Origin of the sequence: Paralysiella testudinis (assembly GCF_016894345.1) — a bacterium.
Taxonomy (GTDB): domain Bacteria; phylum Pseudomonadota; class Gammaproteobacteria; order Burkholderiales; family Neisseriaceae; genus Paralysiella; species Paralysiella testudinis.
In genome coordinates, this window is sequence record NZ_CP069798.1 from 326,382 (window position 1) to 349,030 (window position 22,649).

Consider the following 22,649-nt stretch of genomic DNA (forward strand, 5'->3'; position numbering starts at 1 on the left):
AATCAAGACAAGGCGGAGAGCCGCAGACAGTACAGATAGTACGGAACAGAGTTTGTTGGCGCGTCTGCGCCGTACAAAATCGTTCTCTTCGAGCTAAGGCGAGCCAACGCAGTATTGATTCAAATTTAATTTACTATATCAAGCTTGGCTGCGGTTAAGCCACCACACCAGCGACAACATCACCGGCACTTCCACCAGCACGCCCACCACCGTGGCCAAGGCCGCGCCCGAATGCAGGCCGAACAGCGAAATGGCCACCGCCACCGCCAGCTCGAAAAAATTGGATGTGCCAATCAAACACGCCGGCGCGGCAATTTCGTGCGGCAAACCCAGCCAGCGCGCACCGATGCGGCTAATGATAAAAATGCCGTAGGTTTGCACCAAGAGCGGAATCGCAATCAGCACAATCACCAGCGGCTGCGCCACAATCGTGGCTGCCTGAAAGCCAAACAGCAACACCACCGTAAACACCAGCCCGCCGATGGCAAAGGGCTTTAAGCGGCGACCCAATGCGGCCACGGAGCCGCCCGTTCGCTGCAAATACGCCCGCGTGGCCATGCCTGCCAACAGCGGCAGCAGCACATACAGCACCGTAGACCACACCAGCGTTTGCCACGGAATCGCCACATCGCTCACCCCCAGCAGCAAAGCGGCAATCGGCGCATAGGCCACAATCATAATCAAATCGTTTACCGACACCTGCACCAAGGTGTAATTGGGATCGCCTTTAACCAATTGATTCCACACAAACACCATCGCTGTACACGGCGCCACGCCCAGCAAAATCATGCCCGCAATGTATTGCTGCGCATCGGCAGGCGCCACCCACGGCGCAAAAAACACCCGGAAAAACAACCAGCCCACCGCTGCCATGGTAAAGGGCTTGATTAACTGTTAAGACCCATAATCTTCTGGAATGGATTTTCACGAAACAATTCAGGCTCTAGATTATAGCAATCTTCCAAAGCCTGCCAAGGCGTTTTGTACTTCAACGACCGTAAGGGGCGTTGATGGTTGTAATACAGCAAAAATACCATCAAGTGCCGTTTAAGTTCGTCAGGATGCTCATAGTGGAAGCGTTTGACCGTTACCTCTTTCAGCATCTTGTTGGTAATCTCCACCTGCCCGTTCGTCCATGGATGACGGAATTTCGTGGTACGGTGCTCAATGCCCAAATGCCGGCAAAGCTCGTCAAACGGATGCTCCTTATCAGGCCGTTGTGCTTGGCTCAGCAAGTTGTAGGTAAACTGCGCACCGTTGTCCGTTAGGATATGGGTGATTTTAAACACACAATCTTGTTGTAGGTTGCGCAGAAAAGAAACGGCGGTTTTCTGCGTCATACGCGGATGAAGTTCTGCATAAACATATTTGGTTTTGCGGTCGATGGCGACAAACAGGTACAGCTTGCCGGTTTCACAACGCACCTCGGTGATGTCGATATGGACAAAGCCAACCGGATATTGTTTGAATGTTTTTTACCTTTTTGGCCATCGGATTCATTCTTGGGTAAGCGCGACAATCCGTGATGTTGCAAGCACCGGTGCAGATTGGAGCGGCTCAGCTTTGGAATATTGGGCTTGAAGATGATATACAGCTCGTCCAATGACAGCCGCAGATGTCGCCGGACGGTACAGATTGCCTGCTGCTCCGATTCGGTCAACACGCTGGGGCGGGTTTTGGGGCCGGACTTTTTATCTTCGACCGAATCTGCGTGTTTCCAGTAGAGAACGGTTTTGAAATTAATATTGTATTTTTAGCTAACGCTGCGATGCTCTCTTCAGACTCTTGTATTTCTTTTCTGATTCTAGGCGTAGTCTTGGCGTTACCATGCAATATGCTTGCCATAAGTCGGTCTCTTTTAATTGGGGTAATGATACTCCATAAAATTCAGGGACTAAACAATTAACCAATTAATGGCCAAGGTAAGCAACAAGCCGCGCGGGCGCTTGCCCACATCTTTTACCGCCGACCAATCGATTTGAATCATCATCGGATAAATCATCAGCCAAATCAGCACCGCCACCGGCAAGTTTACATGCGCCACTTCCAGCCGCGCCACCGCCTGAAACCCCTGCGGCAGCGCCAGCCCCAACAGCACCCCGGCCACCATCGCCAGCCCCACCCACACACTTAAAAAACGCTCAAAAATACCCACTCTGCCTCCCAATTCCGCTCACAAATAAACATCATCTTGCCGCTGATTTAGTTTGCACCATTCGCCGCAATCGCCCGCACCGCCGCCGCTAGCGCCGTACGTTCCAACTGCGTGTGCGGCAAATCCGCAAATAAACGAATGCGGCGGCTAATTTGCAGCAGCGCAGTTTCAAAAGCCTTACGGCATTGCGCCTCATCGGCATCCGCCGCCGGATCAGCCATGCCCCAATGTGCGCTAATCGGCTGCCCCGGCCATATTGGGCATAGCTCGTTGGCGGCGTTGTCGCACACGGTAAACACAAAATCCATCATCACCGGCGCATCCGCGCCGCCAAATTCATCCCACGACTTACTGCGTAAGCCCGCCACCGCATAGCCGTTGGCCGCCAACACCGTTAACGCCATCGGATGCACCCGGCCGCGCGGCATACTGCCCGCACTGTGGGCGATAAAACGCCCGTCGCCCAAACCATTCAATACCGCCTCGGCCAAAATACTGCGCGCCGAATTGGCGGTGCATAAAAACAAGACATGATAAGGTTTTGCGTTCATTTCGACTTTCTTTCGATAAGCATGGAAAATTACAATTTAATTATTAAATAAATATTGAAATATAAACCAAACAAATACCGCGAATCACCACTTAAGGCTGCCTGAAACCATTGAATTTTTCATTGCCTAACTTGATTCGGCAATCCAATAACGGTTTTACATTTTCAGGCAGCCTTGATAAACAGATGCGCCACTTCAGCAATTAACTTACGGCGTCATGCCATCAGCACATCTTTGTCGGCAATCGCTGGCTTCCTCATCGGCACAGCATTCCGCAGTGAGAAACGCCACCAAATCCAACATCAGCGGCAAATCGGCGTGATAGCGCTGGAAACGCCCTTCCTGCTCGGCACGTACCAAACCAGCATGTGCCAGCGCTTTCAAGTGAAACGACAGCAAGGCCGGCGCCACATCCAACGCCTTGGCAATATCGCCCGCCACCATCCCGTTGCTGCCTTGCCGCACCAACAAACGAAACACCGCCAACCGCGTGGCCGCGCCCAAAGTACTAAACAGCTTGCTTGCGCTTTCGATATCCATACGCCGAATAATACGGCATGTATTTTTATGTTTCAATAACTATTAAAACATAAAACCGATTCAGGCAGCCTTGAATCAAAATAATGATTTACCGTACCGCATTTTAGTGAAGTGAGCTAGACTTCGTTTTAGCTTCGCAGAAACTGCGTTTTAGCTTACCTCAGTAAGACGCTCGTACCCAAAGAATATAGGCCAAGAAATTTGAAAATGTCGCAAGAAAAAAATTAACAACGGCTTAAGATTAACCCAATCATTCTATGCTGACAAGTATTTACATGATTTTTTTGTTATTTTTGATACCGGGATTTCACTGGGGCTAATATCACGCAGACGATAATATTATCATCCATAAAGTTTTAGACACTCGTGCCATTTATTTTATTGCACTGAAAATTCATGTCTATTTATGCATATTTTTCTAATAACTGCATGAGTTCTTTATTTGGATTTGGATCGTATTCTTTTATAAAATTAATTACTGTCCAGCCATTGACCTCATGATGAATATCAGCACCATGTTGTAGTAATAATTCAATTAAATTTAGATTAACAGGCAACTCAAATCCCAAATCTAAAGGGTTAGAACCATCTTGGTTTGAAATATTGGGATTAGCACCAGCTTCTAACAGCACTTTCACTGCTTCATAGTTACCACTGCGCACAGCATAATGCAGCGGGGTCATTCCATAGCAGTCTTGCGCATTGATGGGTACACCTTTTTCTAAATAAAAGAGAATGGTTCTTTCGGGTGAAGGTCTGATTAAATTTGCCCTGTGTAAATAATTCCAGTGCTCAGGTTCTGTAATTTTTAAAGGATCAAATAAGCCCTTATCTACGGAATCTTGTAAAAATTGTATATTGCCATCCCAATTAGCACCTACAATTTGTTCTCCAAATGTTTCCTCTCTCATGTTATTTTCCATCCTTCAAAAATTGACGCATATCTTTTTGAATATCATCTAAGCCATCAACTCCCGGTTTTTCAAACCGGCCACTTCTGTTTTCGCTTCTGTTCTGAATAATGAACTTTTCCGGGCGTGAATTAACGTAGGCATCAAATTGCTTCTGGCTCATGCCTACCTCTTCCGCCGCCCGTACCAATCTATGGTGCTTTTAGCTATATTTATTTCATAAAAATAATATTTTAATATAAAATATTTCTAGGAACATCTCCTAACTCAAAAAATTTTTTAAATATTTTATTAATTATATTAAAGTCAAGGGTAATCATACTTAAATCCCATTGCTCACCAAGAATGGATATCTGTAGATTTTCTGGATTAGGGTTATGTAATGATAAAACCTCATCTCCAGCTTCGGTATATCCATAGGCGGTTATTAAGTATTTATGTGAATCTGAGTTTAAAGTAATTGTTTCAATTCCGGTATTACGTGACTGGTCTATAATCCATACCCTACAACTGCCATCACCATGTCTGAATAGAGATAAAATTTCTTTAAATTCAATATAGTTTTTAATGGTTTGTATTGTATCTTTTTTAGTATTGTTAACAATTGTTCGATAATATATTTCGTAATATTTTTCTAGTTTTTTATTATCCATTTTTTATTTCCCTTTTGCCAAATTAGCCTTTTCCCAGTTACTTCTTCGTAAACAGTTACACTTTTTAACCCCATTTTTTGCCCCATATTTTTTATATCTGATAAACAATGTGAGCAAACTTCTTTTCCTTTTACTTGTAAAGTTAACTCCTTGCCTTGTGTAGATGTTTTCTCATATAGTCGCTGCATTGCTGCTATTTCAGCATGTGCATTATTCATATTGGAATTTGGAAGATTTTGTCCTTTTTTTAAAACATCATTTTGAATTAAGGTTGGATGGCTTTGTTGCGCAGAAACGGGTGGCCTGTGGCTAGGGTTAACATCGCTAACCTCAATATCTCCCAATTTGGCATCAACTACTACTCGAGAAGGGCTATTGACCCTATTACTTTCGGTTCGCGGTAATACCGGCGGTTTTACCCAAGGATTTGCCCATACCGGAGGTTATTTTCACCGTACCCGGGCTGCCATCCCCAATCGCTGTATCCAGATAACCATACATTAAGGCTGTGAATAAGGCTTGACCCTCCGGCGAGTTAACCGCAATTTTGCCGATGTTGGTCCGATTATAGAAACGACAATTAAACATTAAAACTTTAATTGGGGTAAGTTTTTAATTTTTAACTGTTTAAATTTTAAAAATACTCAAGTTTTAATTGCCGAATCTATAATTTTACTCAAGTACGGTCACAAGCAAGGCTACTCCTAGAATAAGAAAAATTGCAAAATCTTGTATATTTTGAGACCATAAATTCTGAAAATATAGTGCTATTGTTATAGTTTCAGCATTCCATAAGTTCTGTACAATTACAAAAAAAACAGCCAGCAATAAACCTAAAAATAAAGCCATATAACCACTAATTGTTTAGTCCCTGAATTTTATGGAGTATCATTACCCCAATTAAAAGAGACCGACTTATGGCAAGCATATTGCATGGTAACGCCAAGACTACGCCTAGAATCAGAAAAGAAATACAAGAGTCTGAAGAGAGCATCGCAGCGTTAGCTAAAAATACAATATTAATTTCAAAACCGTTCTCTACTGGAAACACGCAGATTCGGTCGAAGATAAAAAGTCCGGCCCCAAAACCCGCCCCAGCGTGTTGACCGAATTGGAGCAGCAGGCAATCTGTACCGTCCGGCGACATCTGCGGCTGTCATTGGACGAGCTGTATATCATCTTCAAGCCCAATATTCCAAAGCTGAGCCGCTCCAATCTGCACCGGTGCTTGCAACATCACGGATTGTCGCGCTTACCCAAGAATGAATCCGATGGCCAAAAAGGTAAAAAACATTCAAACAATATCCGGTTGGCTTTGTCCATATCGACATCACCGAGGTGCGTTGTGAAACCGGCAAGCTGTACCTGTTTGTCGCCATCGACCGCAAAACCAAATATGTTTATGCAGAACTTCATCCGCGTATGACGCAGAAAACCGCCGTTTCTTTTCTGCGCAACCTACAACAAGATTGTGTGTTTAAAATCACCCATATCCTAACGGACAACGGTGCGCAGTTTACCTACAACTTGCTGAGCCAAGCACAACGGCCTGATAAGGAGCATCCGTTTGACGAGCTTTGCCGGCATTTGGGCATTGAGCACCGTACCACGAAATTCCGTCATCCATGGACGAACGGGCAGGTGGAGATTACCAACAAGATGCTGAAAGAGGTAACGGTCAAACGCTTCCACTATGAGCATCCTGACGAACTTAAACGGCACTTGATGGTATTTTTGCTGTATTACAACCATCAACGCCCCTTACGGTCGTTGAAGTACAAAACGCCTTGGCAGGCTTTGGAAGATTGCTATAATCTAGAGCCTGAATTGTTTCGTGAAAATCCATTCCAGAAGATTATGGGTCTTAACAACTAATAAGATAAACCAAGAAAATAAAAAATTTATTTTTCATTAGCATAATCCTTTTAAATTTATTATTTACTTAAGCTTAAGGAATTTAAAATATAACTCATCTATATAATATAGATACCAGCAAAGCTATACTAGGAAAAAATATAAAATAAGTTTTTAGGGTCTGTTCACAATTACTTGTCATACCCTTGAATAAAAAGAAACGCAGGCATAAAAGGACGTTCTCACACCCCCAATACACCTGCGATGCCCCGTACACTACTCAAAGATGAACATTGGACGAAGCTGTTACCCTATTCTGCGTGATTTGGGTATTTATAGCAAACCCAATTTGCGCAGAATTCTTGAAGGCATACTTTACAGAATAAGAACCGGCATACCGTGGCGGGATTTGCCCGAGTATTTCGGCAAGTATCATACTGTTTATACCGCTTATAACCGTTGGTCAGAAAAAGGCATTTTTACTGCAATCTTGAAACAGCTCAGCCAAGAGAGTGACTTGGAGTGGGTAGCCATAGACGGCAGTTATATCCGTGCTCACCAACACTGCGCCGCAGCCTCAGCGCTCAGTGCGCAAGAGGATCGCGCAATCGGTATGAGCCGAGGCGGCAGAACCAGCAAGATTCATCTGGCTGTAGATGCTGCAGGCAATCCGATTGAGGTTATCGTTACTGCGGGCAATATCCATGATGTCACCGTTGCACCGGAGCTGCTTGACAACATCAACCTTACCGAAACTGAGTTGGTTAATGCGGACAAAGGTTACGATTCAGACCGGCTCAGGGAGCAAATAGAGCAAAGCGGTGCGAAAGCCAATATTCCCTATAAAAGCAATAGGGAAGAGAAAAATAAAGACATGGACTGGTATTTATATAAAATCAGGCATTTGGTAGAGAATGCCTTTTGCCGTTTGAAACATTTCCGAGCGATTGCCAGCCGTTACGATAAGCTGAAACGCAACTTCCACAGTACGGTTTTATTGGGGTGCATTGTGATGTGGTTACCTTTATGACAAGTAATTGTGAACAGACCCTAGTATCGCCTGAAAATAATCCAGTAATATAAAATGATAACTCTCTTAAATTTCCATTAAATAAATCTAGGGTCTGTTCACAATTACTTGTCATACCCTTGAATAAAAAGAAACGCAGGCATAAAAGGACGTTCTCACACCCCCAATACACCTGCGATGCCCCGTACACTACTCAAAGATGAACATTGGACGAAGCTGTTACCCTATTCTGCGTGATTTGGGTATTTATAGCAAACCCAATTTGCGCAGAATTCTTGAAGGCATACTTTACAGAATAAGAACCGGCATACCGTGGCGGGATTTGCCCGAGTATTTCGGCAAGTATCATACTGTTTATACCGCTTATAACCGTTGGTCAGAAAAAGGCATTTTTACTGCAATCTTGAAACAGCCCAGCCAAGAGAGTGACTTGGAGTGGGTAGCCATAGACGGCAGTTATATCCGTGCTCACCAACACTGCGCCGCAGCCTCAGCGCTCAGTGCGCAAGAGGATCGCGCAATCGGTATGAGCCGAGGCGGCAGAACCAGCAAGATTCATCTGGCTGTAGATGCTGCAGGCAATCCGATTGAGGTTATCGTTACTGCGGGCAATATCCATGATGTCACCGTTGCACCGGAGCTGCTTGACAACATCAACCTTACCGAAACTGAGTTGGTTAATGCGGACAAAGGTTACGATTCAGACCGGCTCAGGGAGCAAATAGAGCAAAGCGGTGCGAAAGCCAATATTCCCTATAAAAGCAATAGGGAAGAGAAAAATAAAGACATGGACTGGTATTTATATAAAATCAGGCATTTGGTAGAGAATGCCTTTTGCCGTTTGAAACATTTCCGAGCGATTGCCAGCCGTTACGATAAGCTGAAACGCAACTTCCACAGTACGGTTTTATTGGGGTGCATTGTGATGTGGTTACCTTTATGACAAGTAATTGTGAACAGACCCTAGATTAGTTGTCTTTATTTTAGCCCCCTCTCCTAAACTACTACCTATTATATTTCCCAAAACTTTAGGTTTATCAGAGATGTTATAATACTGTAATAGATTACCTGGTCGATATATCCAATCTAACATCTCATCTCATCTCACCTTACCTCCACATTCTGATTTTTAATATTGCATTTTTTCTTATATTCATTTAATGATAATTCATTAGCCCCACCAGAATAATTAAAATCTTCGCGTTGGATTGGATCATCTTCCCACATGCAAATTGGACAGATACTATAATCTCCAGCTTCACCAGAATTAAAAACATAATTACAACATGGACATTTATGGATTGTCATTTTTGTTTATTCCAATACTGAATACTTTTTGAGGGCTTAAACATCGTTTTCGGAGTGCCAGTTTTATCTATGCTAATGAAAATATTATTTTGTGGCTGATAATACAACCTATCACCATTCGCTCTAACTTTAGTTAATGTCTGTGGTGGAGGTGATTTTACAAAATTTTCAATATAACGGGAGTAGTCATAAGCTGAATTTAAATTAGGAAACTCATGTTTATGCTTTTCCCAGTGAGTAGCAAAATTAATATTAATGTCATCTGATTTTCCTGTAGTCCAATTTATTTGTGTATTTCCATCCCTATAAAAATTATTCTGTATCGTTTGCTCTTTAATCCGAGCAGCAAGCTGTGCTTCTGTAATCCTCCCTGCCTTAAAATCTTTATATAAAGATGAAACGGCCGGCGGCAGCTTCCCCGCTGCTTCCATCAAGGGTAGCTGATACCACATCAACCGTTGTGTAGTAGCCCAGTCGTATTCATTGATGCGGCCTGCTTCATAATCCCTGCCTTGGAGTCTCAATAATGATTCATAGTAAGACTTCATTTGCGGATCATCTAAAGGCCCAAGCTCATTGCTGCTGACAGATTTGATGATATAGCCGGGAATACTCAGAATACCTTTACCAATTGTTGCAGGATCTTTGCCGGCATCCTTACCGCTATCAATATAGCCTTGCTTAATACCTCTGTTGTAATCCGCTAAAGCATTCGGATTTTGTTTGTGGATATTTTTGATATAATCCTGAGTTAATTTATCTTTTCCATAACTTTGAAATAAGGGCTTAAGATTAATTTTATTATCTAAGTATTCACGGTTGGTTGCAGTAAAATAGCCATGTTGTTTTCCTGAATTATCTTTATATTTGTATTCGGAAGAAAAGCTGGATAAAAATTCTTCTGTCAGCTTATCCCGACCATTGGCCAATGCCCAGCCTGCATCGAGCATAGACGAACCAAATCTGCCCAAGTAAATCTGAGCTTGTTTTTCAGTTAATGTAATACCTTGAGCCTGCATAAAATGGCGGTGGTGCCGCTGCCGCCGCTAATGCCGCCCACTACAACACCAGTGGCCGCCGCGGTCCATTGCTGGATTACTTGGCGCTGGGTTGCGCTCAGTTGGGTGTTTTCCAGCAGGTAATTTTCTACTTTGGTGTTCAGCCATACGGCACCGCCCGCCGCTGCCGCTCCGGAGGCTGCGTTGCCACCCACGGCTTCGGCCTGCAATCCGCCAATCACGGCGTGTAGGGCGATGCGTTAACATTTTGATTGGATTATTTACTGTATTTATTACGCGCCAAGAATATCGCTCGACTAATCATTTCTAAAGTAATATATGGAACGAACCCAAGCCTTTCACCATTTGCGAAGCTCGTACTGTAAACCTCCAACTTGGTTAAATTTCCAGTAATAGCCAAAGCAGCAAGATGATGTAATGGCATGCTGCCTGGAGAGTTGGTAGGAAGTTTTGTTAATTTTAGTAATTCATTGTTTATATCTTGGCTTTTTGCCCAAATGATAGCATCGTCAGATAAACGAATTATATCTTCTAAAGTTACTTCAGTTTTTTTTTCTGGAATTTTATTTTCGGATAAAATACTATAATTTCCTTGTTTCCCCCCATCTATAAAAGATATTGCTTTAGAAAATTCTTTCGTTGAGACAGATGGCATGAATGAAATTCTTACATAATCATTTCTTTTATTTAATACTGGAATTATGTGTACAATAATTTCATCAATAGTAAATAGGCAAAATCTATCACCAACCTCATCTTTACTACAAACCCATTTTTTAGATTCAAGTATTGAAAAAACCTCATTTTGTTTCATTTAGATGCTCCTAGAAATCTGATTTCTCTAATAGGAATGCCATTTGGATAGCCTTGGTATTTTAAGGGAACCCCTGCTTTAAGGCCAAATTTAATTGCAACTTCTCCTCTAGGAATTGCATTTCCATTTTGTATTTGAGGAAATATTTCTGATTGCCGAATACTCAAATCAGCACCTCCTGTTTTTACTTCAATTATTTCAACTATACGTCCATCTGCTGTTTTGTATGGGATGTCAGGTCTGCAGCGCCCAACACCACAAGCGCTACCGAAAGAAATTTCTTTTTCACTAACAATAAATCCTTTTGCGGTCAATTGATCTTTAATATCATCAACCATGTTTAGATGATGATTGTAATACTCTGAAATAGTAATTTTTATTGGTGCCGTACCATTTCCCGCCTTCGGCTCTACCACCTTAGCTCCGCCTACACTCCCTAACTTACGCGTAATCAGCGTTTCAGCACCCCATACAGCAACGTTAGCAGCATCGGCGGCCAACGGCGAAGTGCTCGCGGTTGGTGTTCCAAAAGACGCTACAACTTGGCTGCCCCAATCAGATTGATAGGTTCCTAATAGCTGGTTTGCGCCATACTTGCTTTGTTGATAGCCCGCAGTCACCCCCAGTGCAGCAATCCCAGCGCCCGCCGCACAGCCTACCCCGGTTGTACACAGGCCTACGCCGCCAACACCGGAGCTAACTGCTGTCGCTGCACCACCAACGGCATTAACAGCACCTTTGGTTTTGGTAATTCCATGATCATTTCTGATGCGGAGATCATTGGTTTTATCCCACCAACTGTATTCAAATAAATCTGACTGTGTTGATTTTAGCCGGGCTTGCTCTTTGGTATAGCTTGCACCTTCGGCTTGGAGTCTGTGTAACTTCTGGTAGTAGGGATCTGTTTTCGGAATACCCTCTGCACATTGGACTAAAGCACAGGCAGCAGCTTTTAAGCGATGTTGCTCTTCCGGAGATTTATTCTTTTGAAGCTGGTTAAGTATTCTGGTTTCATCCGGATGCAACTGCCGGTTAAACACCTCCCCATCACGCCCGATTGCCCCGCCGGCCAAGGCGGTGGTGCCGCTGCCGCCGCTAATGCCGCCCACTACAGCACCGGTGGCCGCCGCCGTCCATTGCTGGATCGCTTGACGCTGGGCTGCGCTCAGTTGGGTGTTCTCCAGCAGGTAATTTTCTACTTTGGTGTTCAGCCATACGGCACCGCCCGCCGCTGCCGCTCCGGAGGCTGCGTTGCCACCCACGGCTTCGGCTTGCAATCCGCCAATCAGGGCGTGCAGGGCGATGCGTTGGGGGCTGTCTTCCGCCCAGCCCATTTTACTGCTTAAATCACCCGCGGCACGAAAGCCTACTTCGCCTATCAGCTGTGCCAGCTCTTGCCGTTCCTGTATTTTTTTCAGGTCGAAGATGCGTTCCAATGGCTGATGCGCATGGGCGGTGTCGCGGCTCAGGCCGGAAAGGCTGTTTTGGCCGCTTTGTTTGTCGCCGCGTATTTCGATGTTGCCCTCGGCCAAGGCGGCTTTGGTGGTGTTGCTGCTTTGCTCGGCAACGGGGATGGCCAGCCCGGGAACGGCAGCCATATTGCCCAGCAACTCCATGGGGCTGCCGCCGCTGCTCAGGCGGATGCTGCCGCCGCGGATTTGGTATTCGGCTTCGTTGTGTAAATCTTTATGGCCGATGGTTTCGGTGCTCAGTCTGCTTTTATCGGGTGCCGCTTCGCTGGCAATCACGGCACCGTTAAGCTGGGTATGCTTGCCTACGCGGATGTCGAAGCCTTCTTTGCCGGCAAATAAGCCGGTTTGCTCTTGCACACTTTTGTAGTTGCTTTTGCCGTCGCTGTAGCTGAGGCTGCCTGAAGCTTCGTTGTAACTGCCATAGATGGAGGCATAGCCTGCCAGGCTGCCTGAAAGTGATTTCTGGCGGTAGCGGTCGGTATCTTGCTCGCTGGTGAGGGTAAGGTGGCGCCCGATATGCCCAGGTTGCTTTTGTTGTAGACGGCTGCATCTACGCTGCCGCTGCGCCGCCCTTCGGTAATGCGCACATTTTGGCCGGCAATGCCGACAGTACCCCTGCCGCTGTTGATTTGGCTGCCCACGTCGGTTTTGCTGTGTTCGATACGGTAGTTGCGCGCATCGCTAATGCCGGTTTCGTGTTTCTGCTCGGTGAGGGTGCCGATGGTGCCGTTTTGCAGGTTGAGGTGGATTTGCTTGGCGCTGATCTGGCTGCCTGAGATATTCAGGTCGCCCGGGAATTTATGCATATTGTTGGGTTCCAAACGGAAGGCTGATTAAGCATATTTTTCCATCAATGCAATAACAGGTTTTATCTCTTCATCATCACCGCAATATTTTTTAAGGTAGCCAATATATCTGTTTCATTTTTACCGGTATGGTGATGTACATTACCGCCTTTGTCCAACATCAATTGCAGTACATCTAAACGCTTGGGCATACCGCCAATCATACTTAATGGAATTACATTGTCCTGATTTGGAATATTGGGGTTTGCGCCGGCACGCAATAAAACCAGTGCTGCCTCTGCATTGGTTGCCCGCATTGCATAATGCAGCGGGGTCATTCCATAGCAGTCTTGCGCATTGATGGGTACACCTTTTTCAATCAGGTATTCGATGCTTTGTTTGGGCGGTTTATTCGGGTCAAAGCCTAATAAACTTTGATGCAACCAACTCAATAATGATGGGTGGGTAATTTCTAATATATTTTTTTCCTTAGAAAATAACTGTTTTAACAGTAAAATATCACCTTCTAGTAAGGCACCATAAATTTTCATATCAATATCTTCTATATTTTTCTGTTTCATATCCACCTGCTTACTTTCCAGTTTTTAGAAAAGTTTCCATATCTGTTTTAATCGGTCCTAATCCATCAACTCCCGGTTTCTCAAACCGGCCACTTCTGTTTTCGCTTCTGTTCTGAATAATGAACTTTTCCGGGCGTGAATTAACGTAGGCATCAAATTGCTTCTGGCTCATGCCTACGGGCTACTCACCTTGACTTGTTTGCCGTCTTTCAGCACCAAATAATTGCTTGAAGCAACGCCTTGCGGATTTAAGCGCTGTAAAATCGGCAGGCCATCGGTTTATGCTTGCTAAGCAATATAACCTTGCTTATAGAATATGATAAATCCATGTAAGCAAGCCAAAAAGTATTGGAATAACAAATCCACCGTATCGATAAAAAATTTCTTTTAGTTTTGATACTTTATTGTTTTCAATAAAATAAATCAGCTTATCATCTTCATGTATATAAGTTTCTGATACTGATTTAAATGTTTCTAAGTTATCACCTCTAACTCTAGTACCGTCATTTAACACTGAAGATATGGCAAGTAATATGGCAATTACGTTATCATCTGTAGTATTTGCCCATAATTCATTGTTTTTATAAAATAAAACTATATTTTCATCTTCAGGAGAATAAAAGAAGCTAAATTGACCTTTATTATCCAATTGCTCCTGTAAAGAAAATTGATTTATCAAAATATTTTTTAAAATATCAAAATTATAAAGCGCCTTGTCTTTATCATCGCATTTCGTGGTATTTATTAATGAAATATGATAGCCCATCATTTTTCCTTTTCCGAAGTATTACCCAGCTGACGTAACCCATTAATAGTAACTCCTGCTCCTGAATTTAATTTGAGAGTATTGGTTACACCTTTCCTTGGAACATAAATAATTCTAATTCCGGTTGTGCCAAATTGTTTATTGTATTTAGTTACATGAGAATTCCACTGTCCCTGTGTAGTTAAATCAGACCAAACACCGGTTCCTTTGGGCGTCTAAGGCGCCACCGATGGCCAATGAGCCTTCACTGGACAGCAAACCGCCTTCACGGTTGTAAATTTCCTTCGCCCCGATATCCAGCCGCTGCCGCGCCGCCACCACCGCAGCCTGAGTGGCGCCGTTAACGGTTTCTTCCCGGTTGTTCAATACGCTGCCGCCCAAAGCCACATGGTCGCCAAAGATTTTACCGCTGCCGAGGTTGTCAATCACTTCACCGGCGCGAACCACGGTGCCGCCGTTGCTGTTGATTAAGCCGCGGTTGCCGATGTTGTGAACCGCTGTCACTTCGGTACGGCCGCCGGACTGGATTTTACCGCTGGCATGGTTGTCGATTTGTGCCGCCTGAAGCGTGACCGCTTCACCGCCTTGCAAGGTGTGCGGGTTGTTCAGGCTGCCTTGGGTGGACAACGACAAACGCCGCCCGGCCACGATGTCTTGTTCCACTGTAAAGCTGTCTTGTAAGGCAATGGCCAGATCACGCCCGGCGGCCACGGTGCCGTTGTTACTCAGAGACCGGCTTTGAATCCGGGCATCACCGCCCGCCAAGATGCTGCCGCCGCTGTTGTCGACGGCCAATGTCTGGCGCGCGTCATCGTTAATATCCAACTGCCCGGCCGAGCTCAGTTGGCCGTTGCGGTTGTTCAGGCTGCCTGAAGCGTTAATATGCAGAGTTTGATTGCTGCGGATAGCACCTTTGTTGCTGTTGTCGAGGTTCTCGGTACTGATGCTGGTGCCGGCGGCATCCATGCTGCCGCTGCGGTTGTCGATGCGGCGGCCGGTAACGCTGAGTGTCTGACCCGCTACTACGGTGCCGTTGCGGTTGTCCAATCCATCGGCCGTAATGGCCAGAGCTTTGCCGGCGGCGATGCCGCCTTGGTCTTGGTTGTCCAGAATGTTGCTGTAAAGGTCAGCTTGGTTGGCCGACAGAATCTGCCCGCCGCGGTTGTCTGTGCGTTGGTTGTTTACCGAAAGGGTATCGGTGCTGCTGATCTGCCCGCCGCGGTTATCTAGGGTGTGGCTGCGGATGTCGGCGCTCTTGGCGTGAATTACGCCGCTGCGGTTGTCCAGTAAATCACCACTGACATGGAGTTGGTTCAGGTTTAATTGCGCCTGATTGACCAGGCCGTTGCGCGCATTCAGATTGGTTTCGCCGTTGGCGGTGATTTGGCCTTTGTCATTCAACAGGCTGCCTGAAACGGTAATCTGGCCGTCGGCTAAGGTGGTCGGCGTGGCCGGTGCCGGGGCGGTAGTAGTACTGCCGCCACCGGTGGCACTGCTGGGCGGGGTGGTGTTACCGCTGCTCGGATTGCTGCCGCTATTGCCGCTGCCATTACCACTGCCGCTACCGGTGTTGTTACCGCCGCCGGCATCCGCCGGGGTGTAACCCATCAAGCCCTGATTGCGGTTGTCCACTTGCTTGGCGTTAATCGCCAAGTTTTGCAGGCCGGTTTGGCTGATGCGGCCGGTATTGCTGAGGCTGCCTGAAACCACATCCAATCGGGCGGCATTCAACTGGCCGCTGTTGTTGAGGCTGTTTTGGTTGCGGATATTCAGCTCGTTTGCCGATGCAATCAAGCCGCTGTTGTTTAGGCTCTGGGCGCCTATATTGGCCTTACCTTGGGCGGAGATGCTGCCGCTGTTGTCCAGGCTGTGGCTTTTAATCTGTATCGCGGCGCTGTCGGCAGTGCTTACGCTGGCTTTGTCCGCCGCCACGATGCTGCCGCTGTTGCCAATCTTGCCGTCGGCACTCAGGATAATGCCGCCCGCAGCGGCAAAGATTTGCCCGGCATTGTTGATACCCACACCTTTGTCGGTGCTGATGAGGGTGATTTTACGGGCATAGGCGGGGCTGACGGCGGCCGGGGCGATAATCAGGGCGGTGCCGGCGGCCAGGAGTAAGGAGAAGCTGAGGGTGCCCAAACGGGCGGTAGGGCTTGCGGGGTTCAGGCTGCCTGAAAGGGTATGGCTGCCATTAAGATGAACAGAACCCCCGGTGGTGTCGGCATTGCTTTTACCATCGCGCAAAGTGTTCTCGGCTACGGCCACCATGGCGCCGCGCTTTTTATTGAAGATCACTTTGTACAGGGTTTTATTCATGGCGGGGCTCCCGAATGGCAGAATCAGAGGGGCAACCGGCAATATTGGTTGGTTAATGGTGTGGCGGCTAATTGAGTTGCCACTGATTTGGCGAATACGTTGCCGCGCCGGTTTACGGACATCATGGTTTCACTAAAATACTGCCTGTTTGGGCTGCACGCTGTTTCCATACCGGCAGCCATTCTTTTACCCGTTCGCGGTAAGGCTCGTAAATGGGGCGGTCGGTTGGGAAGTCGTTACGGATAAATCCCGCCACGGTATGCCGGTTCTTAGTTCTGTAAAGTATGCATTCAAGAATTCTGGCAAATTGGGTTTGCTATAAATACCCAAATCACGCAGAGTAGGCAACAGCTTCGTCCAATGTTCATCTTTGAGTAGTGTACGCGGCATCGCAGGTATATTGGTGGAGTATGAGAACTTCCTTTTACACCTGCTTTTCTTTTTATTCAATATTATGACAAATAATTGTGAACAGACTCTAGTATATTCGATTGTACTTTTTGCCCGGCAAGATAAAGCCTTGACCGATACCAGACTACGTAACTTTATTTTTGCTATGGCCTACGTATCAAAAAAAATAATTCACTAATTAATAAGAAAAAAACTGTACTCCCCATCATAAAGATAAATCTAACCATATCGTGATTTAACTCTTGAACATAGATAAAAATATAATAACCATAAAAATAAAATATTAAAAAGTTAATAAAAAAAACAAATATTCTGTACTTTTGCAGTACCCACGAAATAAAAGAAGATGCCATTAGTGCTGGCAAAAAAAACAAAAGCACAATAATAGAAAATCCTATCACGGAACCAATGACAGTAACCACACTTACCCTGTTATATCCCTCGTCCCATGGAATCATCATTACACAACCAGCAATAAACCCTGTAACCAATAATCCTTTGCATAATGACAATATGCAAGTTAAATATGGAATTTTCATTACTTACATCCCTGTTGCTCAGTATATCCAAGTAATTTACAACCATATTTTATCCTAGATTTGTAATCTAATATTTTAATACCATTTATTTTGAATTTGTTTTTCATTTAAAATAAGCCTATTTATCCTAAAATTAGAGGTTAGCTTTTCTGAAACCCAAGTAAATGTGCCCTTACCAGAAAGATATTTTTCATGTATGGGCTGCAATAGTTTTTGTTCATCTTGAAGCTGCTTTATATCCCACTTCATCGCATCGGGACGATTATTATAAAGATCCTTAAAGTTATCAAAACCTTTCGTGATAAGTGTATCACCAGCTTCTTTTCGCCAACCGTAAATATCTGGATTACCCAAAACCTTACCAGCGCCAAAAGTCAGATATGATGCCTTTTCATCTGCGCCCAGCCCTGTAATAGGGGCTCTTGACACATATTCAGCCCCATCAAACCATTTTGCGCCTGAACCCATATGTTTTTCATACATATTGCTGGCGCCAAAAAAATTGGCCCTATTGTCAATGGTATTGAAATATTTGACAAACCTGCTGGAAGCGCCCTCCGAGTTATATAAGTGTTCAAAGGTCTGCCTAGATGATCTCTTGACATCGTCATTTATGTAGGCCCACGCATCCATCATGGCAACGTATTGTATTTGCGAACTAGGGCCTGTTCACAATTACTTGTCATAAAGGTAGCCACATCACAATGCACCCCAATAAAACCGTACTGTGGAAGTTGCGTTTGAGCTTATCGTAACGGCTGGCAATCGCTCGGAAATGTTTCAAACGGCAAAAGGCATTCTCTACCAAATGCCTGATTTTATATAAATACCAGTCCATGTCTTTATTTTTCTCTTCCCTATTGCTTTTATAGGGAATATTGGCTTTCGCACCGCTTTGCTCTATTTGCTCCCTGAGCCGGTCTGAATCGTAACCTTTGTCCGCATTAACCAACTCAGTTTCGGCAAGGTTGATGTTGTCAAGCAGCTCCGGTGCAACGGTGACATCATGGATATTGCCCGCAGTAACGATAACCTCAACCGGATTGCCTGCGGCATCTACAGCCAGATGAATCTTGCTGGTTCTGCCGCCTCGGCTCATACCGATTGCGCGATCCTCTTGCGCACTGAGCGCTGAGGCTGCGGCGCAGTGTTGGTGGGCACGGATATAACTGCCGTCTATGGCTACCCACTCCGAGTCACTCTCTTGGCTGAGCTGTTTCAAGATTGCAGTAAAAATGCCTTTTTCTGACCAACGGTTATAAGCGGTATAAACAGTATGATACTTGCCGAAATACTCGGGTAAATCCCGCCACGGTATGCCGGTTCTTATTCTGTAAAGTATGCCTTCAAGAATTCTGCGCAAATTGGGTTTGCTATAAATACCCAAATCACGCAGAATAGGGTAACAGCTTCGTCCAATGTTCATCTTTGAGTAGTGTACGGGGCATCGCAGGTGTATTGGGGGGTGTGAGAACTTCCTTTTATGCCTGCGTTTCTTTTTTATTCAAGGGTATGACAAGTAATTGTGAACAGACCCTAACCCCTGTTCTACATGCATCGCTTAACGGATTTTTTGCACATATATTGCCAACTTCTTGATCTAAAAACTGACTAAGCTTTTCTGCGTCTTTTAAAACCCGTTCCTGTTGCGCTTTAGAAGAGCATGTTTTACCTATTAAGCAATCCTTGACTTCATTCATTTTGGATTTTGTAAGGTAGTTATTCTCGACCGCATTCTGCGCCACCCGGCTGCCTGAAACCGCATCCGTCGCAGTATTGCTTCCCGTTGCCGCACCCACAGCCGCCCCGCCCAACCCGGTTATGCTGCTGACGGTGGCTTTCTGCTCCGCACTCAGTTTGTTCGAATCGTCCGTACCATACAGCCACTTCGCCACTTTGGGCGCTGCCGCTTCCGCTGTGCCCGCCGCAATGCCGGCGCTTAGGGCATCATTGCCGCCCGCTGCGGCGGTGGCTGCCGCCAATATGCCGTGTGCCAGTATATGGGCCGTTTGTTGCTCGCTGTTCAGTTTGCCGTTTGGGTTTTCTGCGGCCAGGTTTTTGTTGATGTCTTGCGGTGCGGCCAGAATGCGGGTGGTGGTGTAGCCGCGGGCAATCACGGCGTTTTGCGCCAAGGTCATGATGTGGTTGATGCCTTGTGCACCCAAACACATACCGGGTTCAAACCCGGATTGGGCAATGGCTTGGTTTAAGGCAAATTGGAAACGGGCAGCTTCGCTGCCCGTTAAGGTAATCTGTTGAACGGCGAAACATGGGGATTCGGGTTGGGATAAGGAGAATGCGGTAGGTGGTGGCGTGGCGGTGTCATCCAAGCGCACATCAACGGCGGGCTGCATTTGCTGCTGCCGGGATTGTTGGCGTTGCTGTTCGCGGATGAGTTGTTCTTGTTGTAAGCGGTCGGCCTGTAAATAATCTGCTTGCTTTGGGGCGCCGGGTGGGAGCGGCGCGGCTTGACTGTAGAGCGGTAAAGACAAGAGTAAAGCTGCCAATACCGATACGCATCAGGTTGGATGCAGCAATGCCGTTTACAGGAGAGATGTGCCGGGTAAAGTATGATTTCATATCGGCTTTGTTGTAATAAAAAAGGTAACAACCCAACCAAGATTAAGTCATGCCGGCAACCTTGACAAGTATTTACTTATATTTATTTCAGAGTTTATGAAATCAAAATCACGGATACTGTGGTGATGACGGCACATGCCGGTCGGCTCCGTATTTTAAAAACTGCGTTCAAAAAATTTGATTAGTCATGCAAAAACTGCGTTTCAGTTGCGCAGAAACCTCGTTTCAGGCAGCCTTATGGGATTAAAGGCTGCCTGAAGCTTTTGTATTACAGGATAACACCGTGTTCGATCTCGCCTCGTTTTTAAAAAACCTGCCCAACCTGCCCGGCGTATACCGTATGCTCGACGCCGCCGGGCAAGTGCTGTATGTAGGCAAGGCGGTGAATCTGAAGCGGCGGGTGAGCAGCTATTTCCAGAAAAGCGACTTATCGCCACGCATTGCGCTGATGGTAAAACAAGTGGCCAGCATTGACACTACTGTGACCCGCTCCGAAGCCGAAGCGCTGATTCTGGAAAACAACTTTATTAAGGCTTTGTCGCCCAAATACAATATTTTGTTTCGCGACGACAAAAGCTATCCCTACCTTATGCTCAGCGGCCACACCTTTCCGCAAATGGCCTATTATCGCGGCAGCCTGAAAAAGCCCAACCAATACTTCGGCCCCTATCCCAACGGCTATGCCGTGCGCGACAGCATCCAGATTCTGCAAAAAGTGTTCCGCCTGCGCACCTGCGAAGACAGCGTATTCGAACACCGCACCCGCGCCTGCCTGCTCTACCAAATCCGCCGCTGCTCCGGCCCTTGCGTCGGCCACATCAGCGAAGCCGACTATCAAGACAGCGTGCGCGCCGCCGCCACCTTTTTAAGCGGCAAAACCGACGAGCTCACCACCACCTTACACCACAAAATGCAGCAAGCCGCCGATGCACTACAATTCGAAGCCGCCGCCAAATTCCGCGACCAAATCCAAGCGCTGGGGCTGGTGCAATCGCAGCAATTTGTCGACAGCCAACACAGCCAACAGCACGACATCGACATCCTTGCTCTAGCTGGCGAAGGCGATACCGTATGCATCCATTGGGTCAGTATCCGCGGCGGGCGCCATGTGGGCGACAAAAGCTTTTTCCCCGACACCCGCCACCGCCTGGCCGAAAAACTCAACAGCTACGGCAAAGCCTTTGTGGCACAACACTATCTGGGCAAAACCAAGCCCGACGTGATTATCAGCAATTTCAGGCTGCCTGAAAGCCTGCAAATCGCACTCAATCAAGAGCATGGCCGCCAAATTCAATTTGTGCACAAAACCAGCGGCCAGCGCAAAGTGTGGCTGAACATGGCTGAGCGCAACGCCCAATTGGCCATTCACCAAAAACAACAACAGCACGGCAGCCAGCAAGCACGCGTGCAGGCACTGGCCGAAGTATTGCAGCTCAATGCCGACGAATTAAACCGCATCGAATGCTTCGACATCAGCCACACCCAAGGCGAAGCCACCGTGGCCTCTTGCGTGGTGTACGAGCAGCAAGCCATGCAGCCGGGTCAATACCGCCGCTACAACATCACCACCGCCAAAGCGGGCGACGACTACGCCGCCATGCGCGAAGTGCTCACCCGCCGCTACGGCAAACTGGCCGAAGACAACAACAGCGACGGCAAATGGCCGGATTTGGTGCTAATCGACGGCGGCAAAGGCCAAGTACACATGGCGCAAGATGTGTGGCAAGAATTGGGCATCCACATCCCCATAGTCGGTATCGCCAAAGGGCCGGAACGCAAAGCCGGGCTGGAAGAGCTGATTATCCCGCACCTAAACAGCGTTACCCAGCTGCCGCCACACCATCCCGCCCTGCACCTACTGCAAACCGTGCGCGACGAATCGCACCGTTTCGCCATCAGCGGCCACCGCCATAAACGCGGCAAAACCCGCGTTACCTCCTCGCTCAACGACATCCCCGGCATCGGCGCCAAACGCCGCCAAGCACTGCTTACCCGCTTTGGCGGCCTACGCGGCATCATCGCCGCCAGCGTAGACGACTTGGCGCAAGCCGAAGGCATCAGCCGCACCTTGGCCGAAAAAATTTATGATGTACTGCATCATTAAGTGTTTAGTCCCTGAATTTTATGGAGTATCATTACCCCAATTATAAAGAGACCGACTTATGGCAAGCATATTGCATGGTAACGCCAAGACTACGCCTAGAATCAGAAAAGAAATACAAGAGTCTGAAGAGAGCATCGCAGCGTTAGCTAAAAATACAATATTAATTTCAAAACCGTTCTCTACTGGAAACACGCAGATTCGGTCGAAGATAAAAAGTCCGGCCCCAAAACCCGCCCCAGCGTGTTGACCGAATCGGAGCA

General features: G+C 46.5%; 25 protein-coding genes and 1 pseudogene. 4 read left to right on the forward strand and 22 right to left on the reverse strand.

What is annotated here, in order from left to right; all coding sequences use genetic code 11:
• Positions 1 to 138: 138 nt before the first annotated feature.
• The 9 genes from JQU52_RS01725 to JQU52_RS01765 form a co-directional block, all read right to left on the reverse strand.
• Positions 139 to 873 (reverse strand): arsenic resistance protein, encoded by a 735-nt coding sequence (locus JQU52_RS01725; RefSeq protein ID WP_230339475.1) that lies wholly within the window; start codon positions 871 to 873, stop codon positions 139 to 141.
• A gap of 14 nt (positions 874 to 887) precedes the next feature.
• Entirely contained in the window at positions 888 to 1,439 is a 552-nt protein-coding gene (locus JQU52_RS01730; RefSeq protein ID WP_328301377.1) for a DDE-type integrase/transposase/recombinase, read from the reverse strand.
• Between the two features lie 455 nt (positions 1,440 to 1,894).
• Positions 1,895 to 2,155: an arsenic resistance protein gene (locus JQU52_RS01735; protein ID WP_230339477.1), complete on the reverse strand. Its 261-nt coding sequence runs from the start codon at positions 2,153 to 2,155 to the stop codon at positions 1,895 to 1,897.
• A gap of 47 nt (positions 2,156 to 2,202) precedes the next feature.
• A complete protein-coding gene (locus JQU52_RS01740; RefSeq protein ID WP_230339478.1) occupies positions 2,203 to 2,706 on the reverse strand; it encodes an arsenate reductase ArsC in 504 nt (167 codons plus the stop codon).
• A 207-nt stretch (positions 2,707 to 2,913) separates the two neighbouring features.
• Complete coding sequence (locus tag JQU52_RS01745) at positions 2,914 to 3,246, reverse strand: ArsR/SmtB family transcription factor (RefSeq protein WP_230339479.1); 333 nt, start codon at positions 3,244 to 3,246, stop codon at positions 2,914 to 2,916.
• Between the two features lie 404 nt (positions 3,247 to 3,650).
• A complete protein-coding gene (locus JQU52_RS01750) occupies positions 3,651 to 4,157 on the reverse strand; it encodes an ankyrin repeat domain-containing protein (RefSeq protein WP_230339480.1) in 507 nt (168 codons plus the stop codon).
• A 1-nt stretch (position 4,158) separates the two neighbouring features.
• A complete protein-coding gene (locus JQU52_RS01755) occupies positions 4,159 to 4,347 on the reverse strand; it encodes a GH-E family nuclease (protein WP_268866626.1) in 189 nt (62 codons plus the stop codon).
• 43 nt (positions 4,348 to 4,390) lie between these two features.
• On the reverse strand, positions 4,391 to 4,810 hold the full coding sequence (locus JQU52_RS01760; RefSeq protein WP_230339482.1) for a DUF6911 family protein: 420 nt from the start codon (positions 4,808 to 4,810) through the stop codon (positions 4,391 to 4,393).
• Positions 4,792 to 5,154: a cytidine deaminase-like fold-containing protein gene (locus JQU52_RS01765; RefSeq protein ID WP_230339483.1), complete on the reverse strand. Its 363-nt coding sequence runs from the start codon at positions 5,152 to 5,154 to the stop codon at positions 4,792 to 4,794. The genes JQU52_RS01760 and JQU52_RS01765 overlap by 19 nt, the downstream gene beginning before the upstream one ends.
• 979 nt (positions 5,155 to 6,133) lie before the next feature.
• Between JQU52_RS01765 and JQU52_RS01770 the strand changes: the two genes are divergently transcribed.
• From JQU52_RS01770 to JQU52_RS01780, 3 genes are all read left to right on the forward strand, one after another.
• On the forward strand, positions 6,134 to 6,685 hold the full coding sequence (locus tag JQU52_RS01770) for a DDE-type integrase/transposase/recombinase (RefSeq protein ID WP_328301379.1): 552 nt from the start codon (positions 6,134 to 6,136) through the stop codon (positions 6,683 to 6,685).
• Positions 6,686 to 6,928: 243 nt separating this feature from the next.
• A protein-coding gene (locus JQU52_RS01775; RefSeq protein WP_230339484.1) for an IS5 family transposase occupies positions 6,929 to 7,694 on the forward strand; the annotation gives its coding sequence in 2 pieces (ribosomal slippage) (positions 6,929 to 6,970 and positions 6,972 to 7,694; 765 coding nt in all).
• 177 nt (positions 7,695 to 7,871) lie between these two features.
• Positions 7,872 to 8,637 (forward strand): IS5 family transposase gene (locus JQU52_RS01780; protein ID WP_230339485.1). Its coding sequence is split into 2 segments (ribosomal slippage): positions 7,872 to 7,913 and positions 7,915 to 8,637, totalling 765 coding nucleotides; the frame shifts between segments, so codons are not numbered across the junction.
• A 161-nt stretch (positions 8,638 to 8,798) separates the two neighbouring features.
• Here JQU52_RS01780 and JQU52_RS01785 read toward each other — a convergent pair.
• The 13 genes and pseudogenes from JQU52_RS01785 to JQU52_RS01840 all read right to left on the reverse strand — a co-directional run bounded on the left by JQU52_RS01785 (position 8,799) and on the right by JQU52_RS01840 (position 20,035).
• Positions 8,799 to 9,002 (reverse strand): CPCC family cysteine-rich protein, encoded by a 204-nt coding sequence (locus tag JQU52_RS01785; RefSeq protein ID WP_230339486.1) that lies wholly within the window; start codon positions 9,000 to 9,002, stop codon positions 8,799 to 8,801.
• Positions 8,999 to 10,021, reverse strand: a complete 1,023-nt coding sequence (locus JQU52_RS01790) for a hypothetical protein (protein WP_230339487.1) — start codon at positions 10,019 to 10,021, stop codon at positions 8,999 to 9,001. The genes JQU52_RS01785 and JQU52_RS01790 overlap by 4 nt, the downstream gene beginning before the upstream one ends.
• A complete protein-coding gene (locus tag JQU52_RS01795; RefSeq protein WP_230339488.1) occupies positions 9,997 to 10,242 on the reverse strand; it encodes a hypothetical protein in 246 nt (81 codons plus the stop codon). Before JQU52_RS01795 ends, JQU52_RS01790 begins: the two co-directional genes overlap by 25 nt.
• A gap of 35 nt (positions 10,243 to 10,277) precedes the next feature.
• Positions 10,278 to 10,835: a DUF6990 domain-containing protein gene (locus JQU52_RS01800; protein ID WP_230339489.1), complete on the reverse strand. Its 558-nt coding sequence runs from the start codon at positions 10,833 to 10,835 to the stop codon at positions 10,278 to 10,280.
• Positions 10,832 to 12,664, reverse strand: a complete 1,833-nt coding sequence (locus JQU52_RS01805; RefSeq protein WP_230339490.1) for a hypothetical protein — start codon at positions 12,662 to 12,664, stop codon at positions 10,832 to 10,834. Before JQU52_RS01805 ends, JQU52_RS01800 begins: the two co-directional genes overlap by 4 nt.
• Positions 12,610 to 13,113: a hypothetical protein gene (locus tag JQU52_RS01810; RefSeq protein WP_230339491.1), complete on the reverse strand. Its 504-nt coding sequence runs from the start codon at positions 13,111 to 13,113 to the stop codon at positions 12,610 to 12,612. Before JQU52_RS01810 ends, JQU52_RS01805 begins: the two co-directional genes overlap by 55 nt.
• Positions 13,114 to 13,175: 62 nt before the next feature.
• Entirely contained in the window at positions 13,176 to 13,673 is a 498-nt protein-coding gene (locus tag JQU52_RS01815) for an ankyrin repeat domain-containing protein (protein WP_230339492.1), read from the reverse strand.
• Positions 13,674 to 13,980: 307 nt separating this feature from the next.
• On the reverse strand, positions 13,981 to 14,442 hold the full coding sequence (locus JQU52_RS01820; protein ID WP_230339493.1) for a hypothetical protein: 462 nt from the start codon (positions 14,440 to 14,442) through the stop codon (positions 13,981 to 13,983).
• Between the two features lie 183 nt (positions 14,443 to 14,625).
• A complete protein-coding gene (locus JQU52_RS01825) occupies positions 14,626 to 16,047 on the reverse strand; it encodes a hypothetical protein (protein WP_456238524.1) in 1,422 nt (473 codons plus the stop codon).
• A gap of 602 nt (positions 16,048 to 16,649) precedes the next feature.
• Positions 16,650 to 16,755 (reverse strand): annotated as a pseudogene (locus tag JQU52_RS14940) (ESPR domain-containing protein); the annotation flags it as partial.
• A gap of 1,025 nt (positions 16,756 to 17,780) precedes the next feature.
• A complete protein-coding gene (locus tag JQU52_RS01830) occupies positions 17,781 to 18,341 on the reverse strand; it encodes a hemagglutinin (protein ID WP_230339495.1) in 561 nt (186 codons plus the stop codon).
• Between the two features lie 46 nt (positions 18,342 to 18,387).
• Positions 18,388 to 19,153, reverse strand: a protein-coding gene (locus JQU52_RS01835; protein WP_230339496.1) for an IS5 family transposase whose coding sequence is annotated in 2 segments (ribosomal slippage) — positions 18,388 to 19,110 and positions 19,112 to 19,153 — 765 coding nt in all. Because the reading frame shifts where the segments join, the coding sequence is not laid out codon by codon here.
• Between the two features lie 33 nt (positions 19,154 to 19,186).
• Positions 19,187 to 20,035, reverse strand: coding sequence for a VENN motif pre-toxin domain-containing protein (locus JQU52_RS01840; protein ID WP_230339497.1), 849 nt, complete (start codon positions 20,033 to 20,035; stop codon positions 19,187 to 19,189).
• A 533-nt stretch (positions 20,036 to 20,568) separates the two neighbouring features.
• Between JQU52_RS01840 and uvrC the strand changes: the two genes are divergently transcribed.
• Positions 20,569 to 22,389 carry an excinuclease ABC subunit UvrC gene (gene uvrC, locus JQU52_RS01845; protein ID WP_328300904.1) on the forward strand — a complete coding sequence of 607 codons (1,821 nt, stop codon included), beginning with the start codon at positions 20,569 to 20,571 and terminating at the stop codon, positions 22,387 to 22,389.
• The last annotated feature ends 260 nt before the right edge of the window (positions 22,390 to 22,649 follow it).

Excerpts from the sequence above, each read along its gene's own strand:
- JQU52_RS01725 (WP_230339475.1), bottom strand. The coding sequence starts at position 873 with ATGGCAGCGGTGGGCTGGTTGTTTTTCCGGGTGTTTTTTGCGCCGTGG.
- JQU52_RS01740 (WP_230339478.1), bottom strand. The coding sequence starts at position 2,706 with ATGAACGCAAAACCTTATCATGTCTTGTTTTTATGCACCGCCAATTCG.
- JQU52_RS01745 (WP_230339479.1), bottom strand. The coding sequence starts at position 3,246 with ATGGATATCGAAAGCGCAAGCAAGCTGTTTAGTACTTTGGGCGCGGCC.
- JQU52_RS01750 (WP_230339480.1), bottom strand. The coding sequence starts at position 4,157 with ATGAGAGAGGAAACATTTGGAGAACAAATTGTAGGTGCTAATTGGGAT.
- JQU52_RS01760 (WP_230339482.1), bottom strand. The coding sequence starts at position 4,810 with ATGGATAATAAAAAACTAGAAAAATATTACGAAATATATTATCGAACA.
- JQU52_RS01785 (WP_230339486.1), bottom strand. The coding sequence starts at position 9,002 with ATGACAATCCATAAATGTCCATGTTGTAATTATGTTTTTAATTCTGGT.
- JQU52_RS01790 (WP_230339487.1), bottom strand. The coding sequence starts at position 10,021 with ATGCAGGCTCAAGGTATTACATTAACTGAAAAACAAGCTCAGATTTAC.
- JQU52_RS01800 (WP_230339489.1), bottom strand. The coding sequence starts at position 10,835 with ATGAAACAAAATGAGGTTTTTTCAATACTTGAATCTAAAAAATGGGTT.
- JQU52_RS01810 (WP_230339491.1), bottom strand. The coding sequence starts at position 13,113 with ATGCATAAATTCCCGGGCGACCTGAATATCTCAGGCAGCCAGATCAGC.
- JQU52_RS01815 (WP_230339492.1), bottom strand. The coding sequence starts at position 13,673 with ATGAAACAGAAAAATATAGAAGATATTGATATGAAAATTTATGGTGCC.
- JQU52_RS01820 (WP_230339493.1), bottom strand. The coding sequence starts at position 14,442 with ATGATGGGCTATCATATTTCATTAATAAATACCACGAAATGCGATGAT.
- JQU52_RS01825 (WP_456238524.1), bottom strand. The coding sequence starts at position 16,047 with ATGGGTTACACCCCGGCGGATGCCGGCGGCGGTAACAACACCGGTAGC.
- JQU52_RS01830 (WP_230339495.1), bottom strand. The coding sequence starts at position 18,341 with ATGATGGATGCGTGGGCCTACATAAATGACGATGTCAAGAGATCATCT.